The sequence below is a fragment of the Vibrio mediterranei genome, from assembly GCF_013364395.1.
GTDB lineage: Bacteria > Pseudomonadota > Gammaproteobacteria > Enterobacterales > Vibrionaceae > Vibrio > Vibrio mediterranei.
Genome location: NZ_JABXGK010000007.1, coordinates 12,102 through 33,502 on the forward strand (window position 1 = coordinate 12,102; position 21,401 = coordinate 33,502).

At 45.7% G+C, this 21,401-nt stretch carries 18 protein-coding genes; 11 read left to right on the top strand and 7 right to left on the bottom strand.

Features of this window, described 5'->3' with window-relative positions; all coding sequences use genetic code 11:
• Positions 1 to 113: 113 nt before the first annotated feature.
• Together HOP38_RS16555 and HOP38_RS16560 are read right to left on the bottom strand one after the other, a co-directional pair.
• Complete coding sequence (locus HOP38_RS16555; protein WP_198558521.1) at positions 114 to 704, bottom strand: porin family protein; 591 nt, start codon at positions 702 to 704, stop codon at positions 114 to 116.
• 117 nt (positions 705 to 821) lie between these two features.
• Positions 822 to 1,676 (bottom strand): LysR family transcriptional regulator, encoded by an 855-nt coding sequence (locus tag HOP38_RS16560; protein WP_198558522.1) that lies wholly within the window; start codon positions 1,674 to 1,676, stop codon positions 822 to 824.
• Positions 1,677 to 1,835: 159 nt separating this feature from the next.
• On the opposite strand from HOP38_RS16560, the gene HOP38_RS16565 reads away from it, so the two are divergent.
• The 10 genes from HOP38_RS16565 (at position 1,836) to HOP38_RS16610 (ending at position 12,884) form a co-directional block, all read left to right on the top strand.
• The gene (locus tag HOP38_RS16565) at positions 1,836 to 2,714 is read left to right on the top strand and encodes a LysR family transcriptional regulator (RefSeq protein WP_198558523.1); all 879 of its coding nucleotides are present in this window, start codon (positions 1,836 to 1,838) and stop codon (positions 2,712 to 2,714) included.
• Between the two features lies 1 nt (position 2,715).
• On the top strand, positions 2,716 to 3,543 hold the full coding sequence (locus HOP38_RS16570) for a LysR family transcriptional regulator (RefSeq protein WP_198558524.1): 828 nt from the start codon (positions 2,716 to 2,718) through the stop codon (positions 3,541 to 3,543).
• 17 nt (positions 3,544 to 3,560) lie between these two features.
• On the top strand, positions 3,561 to 4,103 hold the full coding sequence (locus tag HOP38_RS16575) for a hypothetical protein (protein WP_198558525.1): 543 nt from the start codon (positions 3,561 to 3,563) through the stop codon (positions 4,101 to 4,103).
• A 60-nt stretch (positions 4,104 to 4,163) separates the two neighbouring features.
• Positions 4,164 to 5,189 (top strand): dimethylarginine dimethylaminohydrolase family protein, encoded by a 1,026-nt coding sequence (locus tag HOP38_RS16580; protein WP_124940479.1) that lies wholly within the window; start codon positions 4,164 to 4,166, stop codon positions 5,187 to 5,189.
• A 60-nt stretch (positions 5,190 to 5,249) separates the two neighbouring features.
• Positions 5,250 to 5,768, top strand: a complete 519-nt coding sequence (locus HOP38_RS16585) for a transporter suffix domain-containing protein (RefSeq protein WP_031494526.1) — start codon at positions 5,250 to 5,252, stop codon at positions 5,766 to 5,768.
• A gap of 662 nt (positions 5,769 to 6,430) precedes the next feature.
• A complete protein-coding gene (locus tag HOP38_RS16590) occupies positions 6,431 to 8,149 on the top strand; it encodes a dipeptide ABC transporter ATP-binding protein (RefSeq protein WP_006072061.1) in 1,719 nt (572 codons plus the stop codon).
• Between the two features lie 85 nt (positions 8,150 to 8,234).
• Positions 8,235 to 9,788, top strand: coding sequence for an ABC transporter substrate-binding protein (locus HOP38_RS16595; protein ID WP_006072063.1), 1,554 nt, complete (start codon positions 8,235 to 8,237; stop codon positions 9,786 to 9,788).
• 144 nt (positions 9,789 to 9,932) lie between these two features.
• On the top strand, positions 9,933 to 10,910 hold the full coding sequence (locus tag HOP38_RS16600; protein WP_006072065.1) for an ABC transporter permease: 978 nt from the start codon (positions 9,933 to 9,935) through the stop codon (positions 10,908 to 10,910).
• A gap of 2 nt (positions 10,911 to 10,912) precedes the next feature.
• Positions 10,913 to 11,857 carry an ABC transporter permease gene (locus HOP38_RS16605; protein WP_006072067.1) on the top strand — a complete coding sequence of 315 codons (945 nt, stop codon included), beginning with the start codon at positions 10,913 to 10,915 and terminating at the stop codon, positions 11,855 to 11,857.
• A gap of 115 nt (positions 11,858 to 11,972) precedes the next feature.
• Positions 11,973 to 12,884, top strand: a complete 912-nt coding sequence (locus tag HOP38_RS16610) for an SPOR domain-containing protein (RefSeq protein ID WP_198558526.1) — start codon at positions 11,973 to 11,975, stop codon at positions 12,882 to 12,884.
• A 3-nt stretch (positions 12,885 to 12,887) separates the two neighbouring features.
• Here the strand turns inward: HOP38_RS16610 and HOP38_RS16615 are convergent, their stop codons facing one another.
• The 5 genes from HOP38_RS16615 to HOP38_RS16635 all read right to left on the bottom strand — a co-directional run bounded on the left by HOP38_RS16615 (position 12,888) and on the right by HOP38_RS16635 (position 19,118).
• On the bottom strand, positions 12,888 to 13,904 hold the full coding sequence (locus HOP38_RS16615; RefSeq protein ID WP_198558527.1) for an acyltransferase: 1,017 nt from the start codon (positions 13,902 to 13,904) through the stop codon (positions 12,888 to 12,890).
• 115 nt (positions 13,905 to 14,019) lie between these two features.
• A complete protein-coding gene (locus tag HOP38_RS16620; protein ID WP_198558528.1) occupies positions 14,020 to 15,519 on the bottom strand; it encodes a chitinase in 1,500 nt (499 codons plus the stop codon).
• Positions 15,520 to 15,785: 266 nt separating this feature from the next.
• The gene (gorA, locus tag HOP38_RS16625) at positions 15,786 to 17,141 is read right to left on the bottom strand and encodes a glutathione-disulfide reductase (protein WP_006072074.1); all 1,356 of its coding nucleotides are present in this window, start codon (positions 17,139 to 17,141) and stop codon (positions 15,786 to 15,788) included.
• 220 nt (positions 17,142 to 17,361) lie between these two features.
• Positions 17,362 to 18,060 (bottom strand): glutathione S-transferase family protein, encoded by a 699-nt coding sequence (locus HOP38_RS16630; protein WP_198558529.1) that lies wholly within the window; start codon positions 18,058 to 18,060, stop codon positions 17,362 to 17,364.
• Positions 18,061 to 18,278: 218 nt separating this feature from the next.
• Complete coding sequence (locus HOP38_RS16635) at positions 18,279 to 19,118, bottom strand: 23S rRNA (adenine(2030)-N(6))-methyltransferase RlmJ (protein ID WP_006072078.1); 840 nt, start codon at positions 19,116 to 19,118, stop codon at positions 18,279 to 18,281.
• Between the two features lie 199 nt (positions 19,119 to 19,317).
• Between HOP38_RS16635 and prlC the strand changes: the two genes are divergently transcribed.
• Positions 19,318 to 21,360 carry an oligopeptidase A gene (gene prlC, locus HOP38_RS16640; protein WP_198558530.1) on the top strand — a complete coding sequence of 681 codons (2,043 nt, stop codon included), beginning with the start codon at positions 19,318 to 19,320 and terminating at the stop codon, positions 21,358 to 21,360.
• The last annotated feature ends 41 nt before the right edge of the window (positions 21,361 to 21,401 follow it).

Consider the following 21,401-nt stretch of genomic DNA (forward strand, 5'->3'; position numbering starts at 1 on the left):
TTTTGGGATGGTGATAAATAGAGTGAAAGGTAAAGGCAGCAAAGAGAAAGTTTGATGCTAAGTTGGAGTGGGCAAGTTGCATCCTTGCAAACTTGGTTAAGTTGTAGAGAGAATTAGAATTTGTAAGCTAGACCTAGGTTGATAGAGTGCGCATCAAACTGTTTGTGGTTAGACAGTTTCATTAGCTCTAAGTTTGCGCCTAGTGAGTTGGTAAAGTTGTATTGAGCTCCAACACCGTATGAGAAGGAATTGATGGTCTTTTTGTTGTCATTTTCCTTAAAACCAGCTTGTTTTAGGCGGATGTTATTTACACCAGCTAAGCCATACAGCTCAATGCTGTCTGATACATTGAATTTGATCTTTCCGTAAAGTCCGGTTTGACTGCCAACTTCTAAACCTTGACCACTTTTCTCTACCTTGCCACTGTCGCGACTGTGACGCATTTCCGCCCCAAACATCGAGTTAAAGTCGTAACCCGCTTTAAGTCCCAGTGAGCGAAAGTTGCTTTTAACTTTTGTATCGTCAATGTTGCCTGGGTAGCTAGGTTGATTAATGGTGTCTTTGCCTGTGTCTGTGTTTGATGCTGACATCGCACCCATATACGTTCCCACATAAAACCCAGAATCGTCTGACGCCAAAGCAGGAGCCGAGATTGCGCTCACTAGAGCCAGTACGGTAACGGTTTTCAAAGTTGCTTTTTTCATATTTTCCTCGTTTAAAGTTTGGTCTTGTGACCTTATTGTGTGTTTCGAAGCGCATAGTAATCAGGAGCGCGTTTTTGTAAAAATCAGACTCTGTCGATGTTTATGACAGAGGCGACGCTAGTGCGAGACGTGCTGACGAAGAACGTTATAGAGTACTTCTCGTATTCCATTAGCACAGTGTGAATCGCGGTAGCCAAGGCCAAACTTACTTCGCTGAATGGCTTCGCGGTGATTGATGATGACGAGCTCATTGTTGTTCAACTCATGTTTAATTGAGTCTTGATCGATACAAATCCATCCAATGCCATCTTTGGCGAGTTGTCTTGCAGTTGCCACGTTGTTGACCGACATGGTGTCGAACTTGTAACTACCCCATAAAGATTCATTTTGCTGCGTAATAGCGATAGCCAAATGCTGACTGAGCTGTTCTGTAGAGACTTCATCGAGTTGGGCAATAGAATGTTGAGGCGCGCAGACTGAAACGAATTGGCGCTGTGTGACATTCATAAACTCCCAGTGACCAATCCCGCTATAGGGATAGTGACTAATAATAAAGTCGTAATCGGTTGACGCTATGAGGTCATCACAAGGCGAAAATTCAATCTGCAGATCCATTTCAGCATCAATGTCGCGCAGCTGGTGGATAAGATGAGAAACAATTTTCGGGTCGATAAATGTCGTGATCCCAAGTCGGATGCAGCCTGCGCCCGAACCGTTTATTTTCTCGACGTGAGACGCTAACTTTTCAGACAGCTGTAGAATGGATGATGCTTTATCCAAGAGCGCTTGACCTTGTTCTGTTAACACGGGTTTGTGCCCAGCACGATCAAACAGCTCGATCCCCCAATCCAACTCAAGATTGGCGATCCACTGACTTACTTGGACTCGGCCTTTGTTCATCGCTTTCGCAGCTGCGGAAATGGAGCCGAGCTCGGTAGTAATAACAAACGCTTTGATGGCATTGATATTCATAAAAACCTCATATAGACATTGGGTGAATGTGCTTGTTTTATCCCGCATTCCCTACATGATGTTGCAAGCCAAAATCAGTGCTTTCCCTAAAACGTGAGGCCATGTTAAATATCTTTGATAAACTAATATCTAGAGCTAATGGTTTAAAAAGGTTATCACTTGGCATCAATTGAGCAGTTAGAGAGCTTTGTCGCTGTTGCGAAAACAGGATCGGTGGTAGCGGCGGCTGAAAAGCTTGGCAAGACTCACGGCCCGGTAACTCTGGCGATACAGAATTTGGAAAGCCGCTGGGGTGAGCTGTTTGTCGTTGGCTCGGGCAAGAAACAGTTGTCGGAAAAAGGGGAGGCGATACTCCCTTGGGCAGAGGCCGTAATTGCTAGCTACTATGAGCTTAAAAATACAGTGGTCGTTGAGTCGCCAACACAGATGACTCTCGGTGTTGATATCGCTTTACCTCGAGTCTGGCAACAAGAAATCTTAGCTTCTATCATCGATTTGGATATCAGTATTAGAGTCAATTGCTTGCCTAGTGATGAATTGATTGCTGCCTTTAATGCTCAGCGCCTAGATTGGATAGTGACACTGGTTGATTTACCTTGGCCCGAAACGCCAAACTTTTTTTCACTTGGTACTGTGGATAGTCATTTGATTACCAGTAGTGAAAGGTTGTTAGAATCTAGCAACCAGCCGTCAATCGTATTCGACAGTGGGCACCTTCTGACACTGCCTCAACTCTCTATCTCTCATGTTATGCGAACTTCCGCTCCAATATACAGGCGATTCGATTTCCCTTGCCCTTGGCAAATTCAAGTCACTGATCATCAGCAAATAGCCGCCATTCTCTCGGAGTTACCAAGTCATACGTCTGCGGTGCGCAACAATATTGAACTAACGGACACCATGAAAATCGTAACAGAACCACACCTCAAGGCGACTTGGGGGGTATTAGTTTTCTGGGGAGAGCATTTAACAGGGAGTCAAGCGTTGCAATGTTTGACAGACTGGGCGATGAACAAGTCAACGGAAGGTAGACAATAGGATGACTCTTGATCAAATCAAAACCTTTGTTGCCATTGCCCATCATGGCAGCATGAGAAAAGCGGCACGAGCACTTGGCAAAAGTCAGCCAGCGCTTACGGCAACTGTGAGTCGTTTGGAAGCTTCTCTTGGTTATGAGCTGTTTATTAAAGGTACTCGGCCGCTTAAACTGTCCTCTTTTGGTCTGAAATTTCTGCCGCGAGCAATGGAGTTTGATGATGTGCTGGCCCTTACTCACACGTTCTCCAGTAAAGAGAATGTCAAAAAGCTGCGGGTTTGTTTTGATTACGGCATCGCACTGGATGAAGTAAATCAGCTCTCTCAACTTATCATTGCTGACAATTCGCTTCGAAGCGTAGATTTGTTTCGCACTGATACTGCAACCATTCATCAGCTACTGATAAAACAGCAATGTGATTTAGCATTGACTCAACCATTACCGCATTTAGCTCCTTTTCTTGAAGCTCAACATGTTGGAGAGCGCCAGTTTGTCGAGGTACAGGCACCGTTACAGATAAACAAACAGCATCGGGTTATGTCTGTTTACGATGAAAGCGGACAGCCGCTGTGGATCAACGATACGGACCAACACAAAGACCTTATTTCATTTAACCGACCGGCCGATATGCTTGAGGCCTTGATAAATTTTTATGGCAAAGGCTGGCTACCAAAAGGTGAGGTAACTAGGGCTTTGAGTGAAGGTAAAGTAGAACTGACGGAAAAACCTGGCTATCAAAAGCGATTTAGCTTGGTATGGCAGCAGCAGTTAAAAGCAGAAGCCAAGTTGGTTAATCGCCTAGCTCGTTATAGTCAGTTGAACGGAACCTAGTTGGTAACCAGAGTAGTATGGAATTACGTTCAGAGTTTAAGTTTCTTGCTGAACTTAACTCGACTACGCTACCGTTCGGAAAAATACGTGCAAAGGTGATAGAAATGGGCTGTTTACGAAAGCTCTCCTTCATGTTGGTGTTAATCGCCGCTCCTTCCTTACATGCAGCAGACTATGTCGCTGAATTGCAACTCAATGTTGTGAACATATTTAGTGGTGATGTCACTATTGGGTTGCGAGAAAGCAAGTTGATTAAGAAAGACAAGCATACCCGCGTGTTGCTGGTCAGCGAGTCGTCAGTGGAAAACAATATTGCCGACTTGCATTACACCATTATCGAGCAAAGTAATAGTGAGCCGTTAAACTCGAATCAGCTGCAATTGCCCAGTATGTCAACTTATATTGGTAGTGAAGCGGGTGTTGAAGTTGAGGGGGTGGTTTCCTATCGAGTTGTGGTCAGGGCGCATTATCCTCCTGTTTCAGTTGTCTTCTTATATCCGCCCAAAGTGAAAGCCTTTCACTGCGCAGAGTGTTTTTTGCTCTTTAGCCGACTGGGTTAACCTCAAAGTGTTCATCGGAGAAAGGACTCTCTTTTTCTAACCCATTTGAGGAGTAATCCTATGTCGAAAATGACAACACAAAACCAAGTTTATGTACCAGCTGCAACCAAACACAGTTATGGGGAGTTCAACCTTTATGGGAAGCTTCTAGAGGTGATTGTGGGTTATAGCCAGAACTTCCGCCTGCCAGTACTAACAGAAGAGGTAAAAGCAACTTATCAGAGTGTACTTCAGCCCGACTTATATGATCTCTGTGAAAAAGCGGGAGGACAGTTACTTTCTCATGCTTCTCCGCCATTTTCTGCGGCTTTAGAGCGTGAGAATGATGCGTTGGTCAAGGCGTTTCAGAGCTTTGGCGTAAAGGTTCATCAGGCTAGGGAAGTGCCTGAAGAAGAGATAACCGCGTGCCAAAGAACGAATGTCTTTACCCAAATCTTCGCTGCAGAACCTATTTGGGTTGTAGGTCGAAATGTTTTGGAGAATGTTTGGGCAAGCGATATGGGCTGGGCTTCTATTGCGCCAGTGCGAGAACTCCATCAGCCATTTATTGATGGTGATAACCACATTTTACATTACACGGCACCAAGGCCGACGCTAAGTCGAGATTATATTTATGAGGGGGGAGATGTACTCAACTTAGGCGATGGAAGAGTACTGGTGGCAACGGGCCCTTCATCAACTAACGCTCGTGGCGCTGAATGGGTTAAGCGCATGCTAGAACACGATGGTTACCAAGTATGCATAACAGAAGTGGAGGATACAGGAATCCATCATTTGTTCGCCGTTATGTGTGTAGCCGGCCCTAAACTTGTTATCGCCTATCGAGATGCCTTTCCAAAGGGCTTACCTGAATTTATGGATGACTTTGATGTGGTATGGGCAAACAGAGAAGAGGCGCTGGCAACCGGGCCTTGTGCAGTGATGCTTGATGAAAACCACATCTTAATGCCAGAAGAGACCCCAGCCCTCAATCGAAAACTGGAAGCAAAAGGGCTAACGGTTGTGACCGTTCCATTTGCTCATCACGCGAAGCTTTGTGGTGGAATACGCTGTAAGACCTCAGTGCTCCGCAGGGACATACACTAGTCGCTTTCCCCTTCTATCCTCCCCTTATTCTTATATGAGGGGTAACAGGGTGTTCGATAAATGAAATTAGATTTTGGCGTTTTGTTCCGCTCAGTATTAGCTTATTTGCGAGTTAGCTTGGGCATGGTGGCACTGTTGCTCGCTTTATCAAGTCCGTTACTAATTCCCTTGATTAGTTCAATGGAGATTTGCAGCAGTAAAAAAGCGCTACTTAGCGGTGCAATGATTTTTGGTGTACCTGAAGTGGCGACTATTGTCGCTCTGTGCTTGTTAGGCAAGGAGCGCCTGCAGCAAATCAGAAATTGGTTTGTCAGACATTTACTGAAGCTCAAACCTAGCCGGCACTCGACAAGGCTTAGCTACTATATGGGATTACTACTGATGGTAGTGGCAGGCCCTGTTATGAATATTGTGCTGTTTTACTTTCCAACCTTTGGAGTGGGCTGGATAGAGTATCGAAAGGTAATAGCACTGGCTTGCGATATCACCTTTGTAGCGGCGATATTTATCGCGGGCGAACAATTGTGGAGGAAAATAGAAGCTATTTTCCGTTTTGAACCGACAACTACACCTCACTAAAACGTAATTATGGCGCTTGATGGGTGATTTGACTGTTGAGTGCCATTGCTACGGCTAAATCTTCAGTGGTTCGTCTATGAAAACGTCCATTGAATAACATTTCCCCCATTCTTCATGAGTAAGAATTGGAGCTAAATTCTACCGATCGAACGATGGCCAGTATTTTGTTCAGTATGCAGGGTTGTGACTTGTTGTAAATCACAATAGCGGAAAATACTGTGTAATCGAATTATCAAAGTGATCAGTGTATTAAATGTGATGAAGATCTAGAGTTTGGTGCTGCACTCTGTCATGTTACAAAATTTATGTTTCTATAGTGTTAAAACTACATCAGAATAAATATGCGGGTGGCATTAGTCATAAATATTGCCGATAACGTGAAGTTCGGCGTTTTATATTCGTTGTCTAGCACGAATTTCTGAGTGTACATCAACTTTTCATGCCACTTGTATCACTACTATATGTACTTAAACTGCATATATATTTATTTATACTGCTTTAGATTTGCTCAATTTCGAATTTTTATCCTATTTTTGTTGCTTTTCTGTGAAAGATTTGCCAAATTGATGCCCTTATAAATAGTCAGCAGAAAATGCTGCCTAAGAATGGATTCAATTTTTCAGACAGGGGCAGAAAGCTGCCAAAGCAGTAGAGGTCTGGTAATGTCACTATTAGAAGTAAAAGATCTTCGTATCGAATACCCTTCACGCCATGGGGTACATGCCGCGGTTAAATCTTTGTCGTTCAATATTGAACGCGGCGAAATAGTTGGTGTGGTTGGGGAGTCCGGCGCGGGCAAATCAACGGTAGGTAACGCTGTTATCGATTTGCTTTCACCTCCTGGCGTTATTGCTGGTGGTGAGGTTTTCCTAGATGGAGAAAAAGTCTCTGGTCTAACACCAGAAGCGATGCGCAAAGTTCGTGGCTCGAAAATCGGGTTTATATTCCAAGACCCAATGACCTCTCTCAACCCACTATTCACTGTTGAGCAACAATTAAAAGAAACCATCCATGCCAATATGAAGGTATCGGATGATGAAGCGTATCAACGCGCGCTCAATCTTATGAATCAAGTGGGTATCCCACAACCAGAAAACCGCTTGAAGCAATACCCTCACCAATTCTCTGGTGGTATGCGTCAGCGTGTGGTGATCGCTATCGCGCTTGCCGGCGAACCGGATCTTATCATTGCGGATGAACCTACGACGGCACTTGATGTATCGATTCAGGATCAAATTTTAGGTTTGATTCGCGACCTGTGCATCAAGAACAATGTTGGTTGTATGTTGGTGACGCACGATATGGGTGTGGTTTCTAACGTAACGGATCGCGTAGCGGTAATGTACCGTGGTGACTTGGTAGAGTTTGGGCCAACGGCAAAAGTACTGGGTGAACCTGATCACCCATACACACGTAGCCTGATTTCTGCAGTACCGCGTTCAGACATGAAACTCGATCGTTTCCCTCTTGTGAGCTACATCGAAGAAGCACATGAGATGGAACCGTTGGATGTTAAGAACCACTGGTTGGGTCAAAGCCAAGATCACCGTGATTATACTGGTCCGCTTCTTAACGTAGAAAACGTCAACCTACGCTTCGTTACTAAAGATTCGCTATTTGAAAGCCGACGTGAGTATGTTCAAGCATCAAACAACGTTAGCTTTGAAGTACATGAAGGTGAAACGTTTGGATTAGTGGGTGAATCGGGATCGGGTAAATCGACCATTGCACGTGTGATTGCAGGTCTCTATGCGCCTAACTCTGGCAAAGTCACGTTTGAAGGTATTGACCTTACGTCGCTGAAGTCTGAGAAAGAGCGTCGCCCGATGCGTCGCCAGATGCAGATGGTGTTCCAGAACCCGTATACGTCGATGAACCCTCGTATGAAAATCTACGACATCATCGCAGAGCCGATTCGATTCCATAAACTGACGGCAAACGAAAGCGAAACCAAGCAAATCGTCGAAGACCTGCTTGAGCACGTAGGCCTCGGAAAAATGGCGGGAGTGAAGTACCCACATGAATTCTCAGGTGGTCAGCGTCAGCGTATTTCTATCGCGCGTGCACTAGCAACGCGTCCTCGTTTGTTGATTTGTGATGAACCAACGTCGGCACTTGATGTATCGGTTCAGGCTCAAATACTTAACCTACTCAAAGATCTACAACAAGAACTTAATCTGACCATGCTGTTCATCAGTCATGACTTGCCGGTAATTCGTCAAATGTGTGACCGAGTGGGCGTGATGCAAATGGGTACTCTATTGGAAGTGGCACCGACGGAGCAGTTGTTTACTGATCCGCAGCATGAATACAGTCAGCACCTAATTTCCTTAATGCCTGAATTCAAAGGCTTAAGAGATGATGTAGCAAAAACGGCGTAAGCCATACAATTCCCTATTGGGACTCGATAACAGAAGCAAACACAACAACAAGGGATCCGGATCCCCGCATGAAGGAGTTATGCAAATGAGAACCATGAAAAGCAAATTAGCAGTGGCGCTAATGGCAGCGGGCCTAAGTTTTAATACTCTGGCAGCAGATATCAAAGTTGGCTATGCAGCTGACCCAGTATCTCTAGACCCGCATGAGCAGTTGTCTGGTGGCACATTGCAAATGTCACACATGGTATTTGACCCACTCGTTCGTTTCACCCAAGAAATGGACTTCGAACCTCGTCTAGCTGAAAGCTGGGAACGTGTGAATGACACGACGGTTCGTTTTAAGCTACGTGAAGGCGTTAAGTTCCACTCTGGTAATGACCTAACAGCAGACGATGTTGTTTGGACATTTAACCGTCTTCAAAGCTCTCCTGACTTTAAAGCTATCTTCGACCCGTATGAGAAAATCGTTAAGGTTGATGACTACACGTTTGACCTAGTGACTAAAGGTCCTTACCCACTTGTACTGCAAACAGCGACGTACATCTTCCCTATGGATAGCAAGTTTTACTCAGGTAAAACGGCAGATGGCAAAGACAAATCTGAGCTAGTTAAGCACGGTAACTCTTTTGCATCGACGCATGTTTCTGGTACTGGTCCATTCATCGTAACGGCTCGTGAGCAAGGCGTTAAGGTTGAATTTGAGCGTTTCGCTGATTACTGGGACAAAGAATCTAAAGGTAACGTAGACAAGCTAACACTAGTACCAATCAAAGAAGATGCAACACGTGTAGCAGCACTTCTTTCTGGCGGTGTTGACATGATTCACCCAGTTGCGCCAAACGACCACAAACGTGTAGCTAGCGCTGAAGGTGTTGATCTAGTGACGCTACCTGGTACGCGTATCATCACATTCCAAATGAACCAAGAAAGCAACGAAGCACTGAAAGATGTTCGCGTTCGTCAGGCGATTGTTCACGCAATCAACAACGAAGGTATCGTGAAGAAAATCATGAAAGGCTTCGCAACAGCTGCTGGCCAGCAAAGCCCTGCAGGCTACGTTGGTCACAACGATGCGCTTGTTCCACGTTACGACGTGAAAAAAGCGAAAGAGTTGATGAAAGAAGCTGGCTATGAAAATGGCTTCACGCTAACGATGATGGCACCTAACAACCGTTATGTGAACGACGCGAAAGTAGCGCAAGCAGCGGCAGCGATGCTGTCTAAGATCGGCATCAAAGTAGATCTTAAGACAATGCCTAAAGCGCAATACTGGCCAGAGTTTGATGTGTGTGCAGCAGACATGATGATGATCGGTTGGCACTCAGATACTGAAGATTCAGCGAACTTCAACGAGTTCCTAACAATGACTCGTAACGAAGAAACGGGTCGTGGTCAGTACAACTGTGGTCACTACTCAAATCCAGAAATGGATGCGATTGTTGAAGCAGCAAACGTAGAAACGGATCCTGCTAAGCGTGCTGAAATGCTGAAAGGCGTTGAGGCGACACTATACAACGACGCAGCATTCGTACCGCTACACTGGCAAAGTGAAGCGTGGGGCGCGAAGTCTAACGTGAAAGCAGCAGCAATTGTTAACCCAATGGTAATGCCTTACTTTGGCGACCTAGTGGTTGAATAATCACAAGTGATTGTGATGTAGGAGGGGAGTGTTCCCCTCCTCAATTCTCTCTACTCAGCTCAGTTTATTTCAGTCGGATTGAGCGGTTATTAAGACTGAATGTTTCTCTCTCAATGAGATCTATGGATAGTTAAGGGGCAAGGAATGTTTTCGTTTCTGGTCAAGCGCCTGTTTCAGGCACTGATAGTGATGTTTGTGATCAGTTTGGTGGCGTTTGCCATTCAGGATAACCTGGGTGACCCGCTGCGTGAGCTTGTAGGTCAGTCGGTTTCGGAAGCAGAGCGTCAAGCACTGCGTGATGAGTTGGGCCTCAACGATCCTTTCGTAACAAAATACACTCGTTTTATTGGTGCAGCGCTGCAAGGCGATCTTGGCACTTCATACTTTTTCAAACGTCCTGCCGTTGAGGTTATTCTCGATAAGCTGGTGGCAACACTAGAGCTGGTATTCGGCGCGACGCTTATTATTATTTGTTTATCGATACCACTCGGTGTGTACTCGGCAATTCACCCAAAGAGTTTCTTTACCAAGCTGGTGATGGCCGGCAGTAGTATTGGTATCTCGATTCCGGTTTTCCTAACGGCGATCATGCTGATGTATGTATTCTCTATTGAGTTAGGCTGGCTACCGTCTTTCGGGCGTGGTGAAACTGCGAACGTGCTCGGTTGGGAGTCAGGATTCTTCACAATCGATGGTATTAAGCACCTTATCTTGCCATGTATCGCATTGGCATCGATTATGTTGCCACTTTTCATTCGCTTGGTTCGTTCTGAAATGTTAGAAGTACTGAGCTCCGAATACATCAAGTTTGCGAAAGCAAAAGGGCTACCTCTTAAAAAAATCTACTATCAACATGCCCTTAAAAACACGATGTTACCTGTTTTGACTGTTGGTGGTGTTCAGATCGGTACTATGGTGGCGTATACCATCCTGACTGAAACCGTCTTCCAGTGGCCTGGCACAGGCTTCCTTTTCCTTGAAGCGATTAACCGTGTAGATACACCATTGATTACCGCTTACGTTATTTTCGTTGGCCTTATCTTCGTGGTGACGAACACTATCGTTGACTTGTTGTACGGCTTGATTAACCCAACCGTAAACCTAACTGGAAAAGGAGCATAACCATGAGCCAAGCAAATGTAGCTGCTGCTCCTTCAGCGTGGGAGCGTTTTAAAAACTCGGACTTCTTGTATTACTTCAAGCGCGACAAAGTCGCTATGGCAAGTTTTACGGTCTTCATGATGTTCTTGGTGTTAGCACTAGCTGCGCCTGTCATCGCCCCTACTGACCCATATGATTTATCATCTATCGATATTATGGACTCGGAGCTGCCGCCATCTTGGATGGAAGACGGTGACGAGAACTTCGTATTAGGCACCGATGACCAAGGTCGTGATATTTTATCCACCATTCTTTATGGTTCTCGACTGTCTCTGACCATTGGTTTCCTAGCGGTAGGTTTACAGTTATTCCTAGGTATTGTGATTGGTCTATCAGCGGGTTACTTCGGTGGTCGTATCGATAGCTTCTTGATGCGTTTTGCTGATGTTCAGTTGTCGTTTTCAACCATGATGGTTGCGATCATAGTCTCTGCTATCTTTAAGGCCAGCTTCGGCACTGAGTTCTATAGCCAATATGCCGTGACCATGCTGGTCGTGATAATTGGTGTGGCGGAATGGCCGCAGTATGCACGTACTATCCGCGCCTCGGTTCTTGCAGAGAAAAAGAAAGAGTATGTAGAAGCAGCGCGAGTGATGGGCTTTAGAGCGCCACGTATCATGTTCCGTCATATTCTGCCTAACTGTTTGTCGCCAATTTTGGTTATCTCAACGGTACAGGTTGCGAATGCAATCATGTCCGAAGCGGCGCTGTCGTTCTTAGGTCTTGGTCTGCCAGTAGACCAGCCATCATTGGGCTCTTTGATCAGTATCGGTTTTAACTACATTTTCTCTGGTTCGTGGTGGATTACCGTGTTCCCAGGCATTGTTCTGATTACCTTAGTGTTGGTTATTAACCTACTAGGTGACTGGCTACGTGATGTATTCAACCCGAAAATCTACAAAGGGTGATCCAGAGTGATTGATTTTTAATCCCGATCGTCACTACACTAAGAGTCGCAGATAATTGCGGCTCTTTTTATTTGTGCCGCTGATAACAATAGCCAAGAGTGTTCAGAGGATGTTTATGAGCTCTTTAAATGGTGTAAAGGGATTAGGTTGTTTTTCGTTTAGTGCTTTGTTGGGCACCTTGTTGTTAACCAGTAGTGTGGTTCCTTTACCAGTTTATGCTGAGGATGCGTTGTGTGACGCTTCCCAGCCCTCCACCAATGAACTGCCGGTTTTAGATAAATCTTGTCCGATTGGAGATGGGATTTGGAGCAATGAAGTTCCCGTAAGCGCAACATCGCTTTATTGGATTCAGTGCGGCATTCTTGATGCACCCATGGCACTGACTCAAGCGAAAACCTTGTACGCCAAAATCACCACCGATGTGTGGATGCTGCCTCAGAAAAATAGCTATCGTTGTCTGATTGGTCCATACAACGATGCTGAGATCGCCAAGCAAGAGCTTGTTCAAGTCAAAGCCTTATCTGGTTATCGTGATGCTTTTATCCGCCAAGTGGAACGCAACGCTTCTGCCAACGCACCTCAACGTACTGCCAAAGTGACGCAGCAAGTTCCCGCTAAAACGGCTAAGCCGCTGGCATCCAAGCCAGTAAGGAAAGCTGAGAAGATAACGCCTCTTGCGACCAGCGCTAAGGCTTCATTGGGTGTTCGGTTAAATGCGGAAGTTAATGGACAGCGTTATAGCGTGCCTTATATCGCTAATAGTAGTCATCAGTTCTATATGGAACATGATAAAGCGTGGAACCGCTTGAGTTATCAGTCTGCCATAAAGGTATGCAGTGACCTTGATATGCATTTGGCGAGTAATGAAGACTGGCAAGCCTTGGTAAAATCACAAGTGATGCAGAAAAATCGCTGGCCACTACAAATGCCGTATTGGGGAGATGGTCAGAAAGGGCTGTTTACTAATGGCAAAGTATCACCGTTAAAAGGCAATACTTTGCTCAATGTAGTGTGTGTGGGTAAATAACCTTTAAGGCAATAACCAACGAGTCTTACTGCTGAGTGACAACAACCAACTGGTTGCTAATGCCAAACTGCCGCTGACAATAACCCAAAATGGAATCATATAGATTGGGTGACCTTGATGTAGGCCGAGTTCGTTCATCGGCCACAGGAATAGCGGGTGAAGAATATAAATACCCAAGCTGTATTTACTAATAAAGCTCACCACTTTCTTTGCTCCTGGCCAAAGCTTGTCGGCGTAGGCTTTGCAAACGATAAATATCATACTGGCCGCTAGGACGGTATTTAGAGTCTTGTAAGAGAACCAGCGTCCAACATAATAACGACCTTCGTCAATACTTCCTTGAACTACCATATAACTGCTCAGCGCCATCGCGCCAACACCCAGAATAATGGACACAGCAACCACACCTCGGCTTGATGGCAGCTTCTGATACAGGATATAGCCCAGAGGTAATAAGCCCATATAAAGCCAGAACTGCTCGCTCCAAGGACCATCAACTCTTAATAAGAACAACAGCGTAGTGAGTAACCAAAGGCCGGTAAATGCGTAAAGTGCGCTGTCATCAAACTTGCGAACGAACACCTGCAAGAACGGGATCGCCACATAAAGCGGAATAAAGTAGTAAAAGAACCCAAGATGGTAATAGGTCTGATGGTGATAGCTCTCAGACAAGACTTCTTTAACCGTATTGCCGTTAAAGCCTTCAATGGTCCATCCGGATAAGTAAGCGTAGAAAAGTGACCATGCGATAAATGGAATCAGCACTTTACCGAGACGACGAGACAGATAATATTTCATATCAAACGGTCGCTTGTCGTTGAGCATGAGGGCGCCGGTTATCAAAATAAACACCGGGACTGCCCAGCGACTGAATCCATTAAAGGTGATAGCGGTAATCCATTCGCCCATAGGGATCTGTCCGAGTTCATGACGGTAAGGGCCTAGCGCATGAATAATGATGACAGCGAGTGCCGCCACACAGCGCATGGCATCGAAGAAAAATATGTGCTTTTTATCCATTAATAACTCCTTACAGTCTTTAGAAACTATAAGAAATATAATCAGATGCGGGAAGAGTGCTTAGATAAAAGTTGTGTAAAAACTGCTCCATATAGAGCAGCTTTTACTGGTTTGATCACGCTGAAGGGCAAACGACTTCACCCCAGAACCAGTTTGATTGTGTGGGTGACTCCCAAACACCAGGGTTGTTCTTAGCAATAAAACACCTTCCTTGGTAGCTTACGGTATCGCCATTGCTGACAGATGTACTACCCGGAATCCAAGTAACTAGATTAATTTCAGGTGGCGTGGTGGTGCTTCCACCACTATTCCCGTCGCCAGTACCTCCATTGCCGTTATCTGTTGAGGGAAGAGTGTCCACAATCCGCACTTCTGGCCAATTGGCGTGGGAGCCATAAAAGTTGGTGACGCATTTTTCATAGTCACCGGGTACGAGAGCAGAGTAAGCAGTTTGGTAACCGACCAAGTTACATTCAAAAGAGACGCCTTCAGGACGGTCAGCATGATAAGCCCAACTGGCTTCCCAGTTAGTGTAAAGTACATCTGTTGCGCCGTTTAAGTTCAAGCTTCCATAAGGGGTTTGTTGCCAACACGTATTGGTCTCGTCGGCTTCAATGGGAATCTGATAGTGTGCAGCGAGCCCTTCCCAGTAACGAATTCGGTTAACTGGCTGCCCTTTGTTTTTATTCTGCTCCCCACATTCAATACCACCATTGATGATGTTGATGGTGGTACCAAACCCATAGCCAATACCAGCCTCTACTTCTCGCTGAGATGGGACCCAAGTTCTATCAATAACATGCAACATGGCGGGCTTTGGTGCTTGTGGCGTTAAGAAAAACCAGATAGCAGAGGCGAGGTTTAACCACGAGTCAGCCACAAGCGCTGGGTTATCGAGTAACACCGTTGCATCACCATCAAACATCACTTCAGAAAAAGGACCGTAGTTGAAGTGGTAAGAGAGTTGTTTAGCGCCACGACCAAAATAGCCTTGGTTGGCGGCGCAAGGCCAACGTTTGTTTTGCCAATCATTCTGACCACACCCCGTGGTATAGCCTGGCTGTCCTTCGGACCAACCCATTTCGCGCACATGAACCAGTGCTTGCTGCCATTCTTCGAGAGCTAAAGGGTTATCCCAAGAGTTATCCTTGGCGATGTGACCTCCGGTTTCCTGGGCAAAATGGGCGAAGGCGGTCACGATGGAACGCTTACAAATAGCATCGGCATCTCGATTGTCGCTATAGTCACCACAAAACGCTGGAAATTTACCAATAGCCTGTAAAAAGCGCTGATAGGTGTACTCTGGCGCAGCCATATGAGTGAGAAAGTCCCATTCATCACGTGGGAAGACTCGCTCAGCCCGTTTTACGTTACTTGGGTTGGTTGCTAAGCCTGCATCAATCGAATCCACGACAGAGTTTGAGGCTGTCTGCAATGCCTCAGCCCACACTCTGTACATGGGGTTGCTAGTTTTGCTTGCTTCACTATTTTGTATGTCGCTACGGGCAATAATATACCCGGTTGGATTTTGTGGATCAGGGTGCGGGTTTACCGCAAGGGTAGGTAAGCTTAAGCAGGTAGTGCTTGCTGCCATAAGCCATCGAGAGGTTTTCATCTGACGTTCCTTTTCAATATTATTTATCTTCGCTAGATAGATTCACCTGTAGTGAGGAGACGTTACTTTCTAGCGCAACAAACTATAGAAAAGGCCATGGAAGAGTGAGCGTGAAACCCATGAATTTCGTGCTTGATGCTTTCTCTATGCGAGGCATTTCAAACCTTACTTGAGTGACTAAGGTGAAACTCTCGTTGAAGTGTGTAATGGCTCTAAAACTAAAAAGCCCAGCATCTCAGCTGGGCTTTGAAAATAGAGTGTATGCGTTAGCGCATCGTCACGAATTCCTCAGAACCCGTTGGGTGAATTGCCACGACAGAGTCGAAGTCTGCTTTGGTCGCGCCCATCTTCATCGCAACGCCAAAACCTTGAATCATTTCATCAACAGTAAAGCCGATGCCGTGCAAGCCAACAACCGTCTCTTCTGGGCCAGCACAAACTAGTTTCATCTTACATGGCTGGCGATGCTTGGTTACTGCTGTGTACATAGCAGTGAAGCCAGAGGTGTAGACTTTGATGTTATCTTTGCCGTACTTCTCTTCCGCTTGTTGTGTGGTTAGGCCGATGGTGCCGATAGGTGGATGACTGAATACCACAGTTGGTACTAGGTCGTAGTCCATCTTCGCATCTGGTTTGTTGTTAAATAGGCGCTCAGAAAGCTGACGACCTGCTTTAACGGCAACTGGAGTGAGCTCAATGCCGCCTTCCATGATGTCACCAACACAGTAAATACCATCTACATTCGTGGTTTGGTACTCATCGACTTTGATGTAGCCACGATCGTTGGTTGCCACACCTGTAGCACCAAGATTAATTGCATCTGTCGCTGGGTGACGACCGATTGCCCAAATCAAGGTATCAACATTTTGGCTCTCACCGTTTTCAAGATGTAGCGTTAGGCTACCGTCCGCCTCTTTAACCACTTCTTTAGGCACGGAGTGGGTGTGCAGCGTTGGACCTTCGGTATTCATTACTTCAACCAACGTCTCGATGATCATTGGGTCAAAGCTACGTAGAGGTGATTCTTTACGGCAGAATAGGTGAGTTTCTGTACCTAGTGCGTGTAGTACACCTGCGATTTCTACTGCAATGTAGCCTGCGCCGATAACTGCAACGCGTTTTGGCTGCTCGCTTAGCTCAAAGAAACCATTAGAATCGATGCCGTATTCTGCGCCTGGAATATTTGGAATGGTTGGACGACCACCAACGGCAATAAGGATGTGATCAGCTGTGTAGTGCTCGCCGTTCACTTCGACAGTTTTCGCATCAACAAACTTAGCAAAACCACGAATGACATTAACTTTGTTGTTGCCAAGCACGCGATCGTAAGATTGGTGAATACGGCCAATGTATGCTTGGCGGCTCTCAACCAGTTTGCTCCAATCGAAGCCTTTAACGTCGACATCAAAACCATAGTCTTCTGCGTAAAGGTTCATCGCTTCAGCAACTTGTGCACCGTGCCACATGACTTTCTTTGGCACACAGCCAACGTTTACACAGGTACCGCCAAGATCTTGAGCTTCAATCAGCGCGACCTTCGCGCCGTACATTGCCGCACGGTTAGCAGATGCGATACCGCCGCTGCCACCACCAATACAGATATAGTCAAAATGCGTTGCCATTACGTTCTCCGAGAGCTTATTAATTTTATGATTGCTAGTAACAGATACATTGGGGTGAAGAGTAGGGAACTCAATATCATCGCAATGTTTAGTTAAGAATCGCTATCCATACTATAAATCGAGTCTAGCAACTTTCTCCAATGGGAAAAAGCAGAGTTAATTATGAGTAATAACGATTAATGACGAGATAAGAGGGCATTACGCCCTCTATAAAAGTCGCTTAGCCACAACAGCTTGATGTTGAGCAATCTTGTTGAGCCTGTACGTCTTTTCCAGTAGCAAGGTAAGTATTAGTTAGGTAGAAATCAGCAAACCGCGTTTCAAAGTCGCTAGAGACGGTCTTCTCGACCAATCCTGATTCCATGATGTTGCGTTGCCACGCTTGCATTTTTGGCAGTCCGCAGAAAAAATCATAACCTGAATGCGCTTTAACAATCGCAGCGCGATGCAAGAGTGGTAACCACGCCATATCAACATTGCTGAAGGTGTCCGACTTGAAGAACTTGGTGTTGCCAGATAGCTGGTTCTCTGCCTTTTGGAATGCTTTAATCAGCTTTTCCGCACGCTCTTCAAAGGTCTCTTTATCTTTGCTACTCATTGTGCCGCATTGAGCAAGGTAATGTTTAGAGCCTAAATAGCTCCATGCACGATCGAGTGCGCGCTGCTCGTTACTCACGTCTTGCTCAATCGGACCATATTCATCTTCGATGTATTCAATGATGGCGTCTGATTCAAACAAAGCGGTACCTGATTCCGTGACCATCACTGGCACCTGACCATTGGGTGAGATATCTAGGAACCATTGTGGCTTGTCTTTTAGGCTGATGTATTCAATCTCATAGGGAATGCGTTTTGCTTCCAGTGCAGCAGTGACACGTTGGACAAAAGGACAAATCTTAAAGCTAACAATCTTAATCATCTGGGTTTTCCTCACTAGGCTATTAGGGTGTACACATTGCACTTGGCTTCGGTACTTTCACTAGTAAGACGCGGGAGGCGAGAGAAAGACGAAAATAATTTCAATAAAGTCGAAATATTTTCTGGAGAGATAAAAATAAGCGCAATTAAGAAAGGCGCAATAGTGCTTTAAAACAATTGATTACGCCCTTTCTTGAGATTAGAAGTGTTTCCCAAAAATTATTCTGGGACAATCCACTCCACTTTAAAGTGGCCTGTTGCTGGAGCGATCTTGTCTTTAAGGTACGGCAAAATGGCATTCATTTGCTGCTCTAGCTTCCACGGTGGGTTGATGACAATCATGCCCGAAGCTGTCATTCCGCGTTCGTTAGTATCTGGTGAGACACCAAGTTCGATTTGCAAAATCTTGCGAATACCAAGACCTTCTAAGCCTTCAATCATATCGTCGATATCATAGCGATTGACCACAGGGTACCAAATCGCATAAATACCCGTTGCCCAGCGTTTATAACTTTGGGCAATGGCCGTCACGACATCACGATATTCACGAGCGAGTTCATAAGGTGGATCGATCAAGACCAAACCACGGCGTTCTGCTGGTGGCAAGCTGCCTTTTAAGCGCTTAAAACCGTCTTCTTTAAAGATTTTGACTTGACGGTCACGATGGAATTCTTGCTCAAGTAATGGAAAGTCGCTTGGGTGTAATTCTGTTAATACCATACGGTCTTGAGGACGCAAATGGGCACGCGCCACACGAGGAGAACCTGGGTAATAACGCAGTGTGTCGCTGTTGTTCAGTGTCTCTATCGATTCAATGTAGCTGGCGATATCTTCAGGAATGTCGGCATTTCCCCAAATACGACCGATGCCTTGCTTATATTCACCAGTTTTCTCAGACCATTCGTGGGTAAGGTCATAACGGCCTACGCCCGAATGAGTATCGTGATAAACGAATGGCTTTTCCTTGTTTTTTAGTGAATTAAGGATAAGACTTTGTACTATGTGTTTAACCACATCGGCATGGTTACCCGCGTGAAAACTGTGACGATAGCTCAGCAAAATAAAGACTCTGTTTAACAATAATGGACGGATTATAACCTCTTCTGACGAGAAGCGGCAGAGGAGTTGGTGTTTTGAATCACCGTAATTGAATCTCGAAGGATTGAAATTTCTCTTTCGAGACTACATTTATCTATTAATTACGCTCACTTGCCTTCCAATGAAGTGAGGGAATCCAATAACTAAAAAGGGACGCTGCATGGCAAATCCACTACTGACGTTTACCGACTTACCTCCTTTCTCTCAAATTAAGCCTGAGCATGTGAAGCCAGCCGTTGAACAAGCGATTGAGGCATGCCGAGCAAAAATAGACGAAGTGCTTGAAGGTAATACCAACCCGACTTGGGACAATGTCGTTGCGCCAATCGAGCAAATTGATGACAAGCTTAGCCGCTTATGGTCACCTGTGAGCCATATGAACTCAGTGATGAACAGTGATGAATTGCGTGAAGCGTATGAAAGCTGCCTACCAATTCTTTCTGAATACGGCACTTGGGTGGGGCAGCACAAGGGGCTGTATGAAGCGTACAAAGCGATCAAAGCCAGTGACGCGTTTAACACGCTTTCCCAAGCGCAACAGAAAACCATCAAAGATTCACTGCGTGATTTTGAGTTGTCTGGTATTGGTCTGCCAGCCGATGAGCAGCATCGCTATGGTGAAATCAGCAAGCGTATGTCTGAGCTAGGCTCGCAATTCTCTAATAATGTCCTAGATGCCACCATGGGTTGGACTAAGCACATTACTGATGAGAACGAGCTAGCCGGTATGCCAGAATCGGCACTCGCGGCGGCAAAAGCGGCAGCTGAGGCGAAAGAGTTAGAAGGTTATCTACTGACATTGGATATTCCGTCTTACCTCCCAGTTCTAACCTACTGCGATAACCAAGAGCTACGTAAAGAGCTGTACGAAGCCTACGTGACGCGCGCTTCTGATCGCGGTCCAAATGCGGGTAAATGGGACAACACTGAGATTATCGCTGAGCAACTTAAGCTGCGCCATGAAATCGCCCGCTTGCTTGGCTTTGGTACTTATAGTGAAAAGTCACTGGCGACCAAGATGGCAGAAAGCCCAGCCCAAGTGCTTGGCTTCCTGAATGATCTTGCGACTAAAGCTAAACCTCAAGGTGAGCGTGAAGTAGAGGAGCTACGCCAGTTTGCTGAAAAAGAGTTCGGCGTGACTGAGCTAAACCTTTGGGATATTGCTTACTACAGTGAGAAGCAGAAACAGCACCTGTTCCAATTCTCTAATGAGGAGCTGCGCCCTTACTTCCCAGAATCAAAAGTGGTCAGTGGGCTATTTGAAGTGCTAAACCGCGTCTTCGGGATGCAGATTAAAGAGCGTGAAGGGGTAGACACTTGGCATGAGTCAGTCCGCTTCTTCGATATTTTTGACAGCACTGACACACTGCGCGGTAGCTTCTATCTTGACCTGTACGCGCGTGAACACAAGCGTGGTGGTGCGTGGATGGATGAGTGTCGTGTACGACGCACCGATCTTGACGGTGAACTGCAAACACCAGTGGCGTATCTAACGTGTAACTTCAATAAGCCAGTCGGCGGTAAACCTGCCATGTTTACTCATGATGAAGTCGTGACTTTGTTCCACGAAACAGGTCATGGTATTCATCATATGTTGACGAAGATTGATACGGGTGCGGTGTCAGGCATTAACGGTGTTCCTTGGGATGCAGTTGAGCTGCCAAGTCAGTTCCTAGAGAACTGGTGCTGGGAAGAAGAGGCACTTGCGTTTATCTCAGGCCACTATGAGACAGGCGAACCGCTACCTAAAGAGATGCTCGACAAAATGCTAGCGGCGAAAAACTTCCAATCTGCGATGTTTATTTTACGTCAGCTTGAGTTTGGTTTGTTCGATTTCACGCTGCACACGGAATACGATCCAGACATCGGTGCACGCGTACTAGAGACCTTGGCTGAAGTGAAGTCGAAAGTGGCCGTACTTCCAAGTCTTGAATGGAACCGTTTCTCACACAGCTTTGGTCATATCTTTGCGGGAGGTTATAGCGCGGGTTACTACAGCTACTTGTGGGCAGAAGTGTTGTCTTCCGATGCCTATTCACGTTTTGAGGAAGAAGGCATCTTCAATAAAGAAACAGGACAAAGCTTCTTGAATAACATCCTTGAAATGGGTGGCAGTGAAGAACCAATGGAGCTATTTAAGCGCTTCCGTGGTCGTGAGCCGGAGATCGATGCTCTATTACGTCATTCTGGCATCAGTGCGTAGTATCTAATTGAAGTAATATTTGGAGCCCTTAATCTTTGATT

Bases quoted from the DNA above. Each gene is read 5' to 3' on its own strand.
- HOP38_RS16580 (WP_124940479.1), top strand. From the start codon at position 4,164: ATGTCGAAAATGACAACACAAAACCAAGTTTATGTACCAGCTGCAACC.
- HOP38_RS16575 (WP_198558525.1), top strand. From the start codon at position 3,561: ATGGAATTACGTTCAGAGTTTAAGTTTCTTGCTGAACTTAACTCGACT.
- HOP38_RS16630 (WP_198558529.1), bottom strand. From the start codon at position 18,060: ATGATTAAGATTGTTAGCTTTAAGATTTGTCCTTTTGTCCAACGTGTC.
- HOP38_RS16610 (WP_198558526.1), top strand. From the start codon at position 11,973: ATGAGCTCTTTAAATGGTGTAAAGGGATTAGGTTGTTTTTCGTTTAGT.
- HOP38_RS16560 (WP_198558522.1), bottom strand. From the start codon at position 1,676: ATGAATATCAATGCCATCAAAGCGTTTGTTATTACTACCGAGCTCGGC.
- HOP38_RS16600 (WP_006072065.1), top strand. From the start codon at position 9,933: ATGTTTTCGTTTCTGGTCAAGCGCCTGTTTCAGGCACTGATAGTGATG.
- HOP38_RS16620 (WP_198558528.1), bottom strand. From the start codon at position 15,519: ATGAAAACCTCTCGATGGCTTATGGCAGCAAGCACTACCTGCTTAAGC.
- HOP38_RS16585 (WP_031494526.1), top strand. From the start codon at position 5,250: ATGAAATTAGATTTTGGCGTTTTGTTCCGCTCAGTATTAGCTTATTTG.
- HOP38_RS16615 (WP_198558527.1), bottom strand. From the start codon at position 13,904: ATGGATAAAAAGCACATATTTTTCTTCGATGCCATGCGCTGTGTGGCG.
- HOP38_RS16555 (WP_198558521.1), bottom strand. From the start codon at position 704: ATGAAAAAAGCAACTTTGAAAACCGTTACCGTACTGGCTCTAGTGAGC.
- HOP38_RS16570 (WP_198558524.1), top strand. From the start codon at position 2,716: ATGACTCTTGATCAAATCAAAACCTTTGTTGCCATTGCCCATCATGGC.
- prlC (WP_198558530.1), top strand. From the start codon at position 19,318: ATGGCAAATCCACTACTGACGTTTACCGACTTACCTCCTTTCTCTCAA.
- HOP38_RS16590 (WP_006072061.1), top strand. From the start codon at position 6,431: ATGTCACTATTAGAAGTAAAAGATCTTCGTATCGAATACCCTTCACGC.
- HOP38_RS16605 (WP_006072067.1), top strand. From the start codon at position 10,913: ATGAGCCAAGCAAATGTAGCTGCTGCTCCTTCAGCGTGGGAGCGTTTT.
- HOP38_RS16595 (WP_006072063.1), top strand. From the start codon at position 8,235: ATGAGAACCATGAAAAGCAAATTAGCAGTGGCGCTAATGGCAGCGGGC.
- gorA (WP_006072074.1), bottom strand. From the start codon at position 17,141: ATGGCAACGCATTTTGACTATATCTGTATTGGTGGTGGCAGCGGCGGT.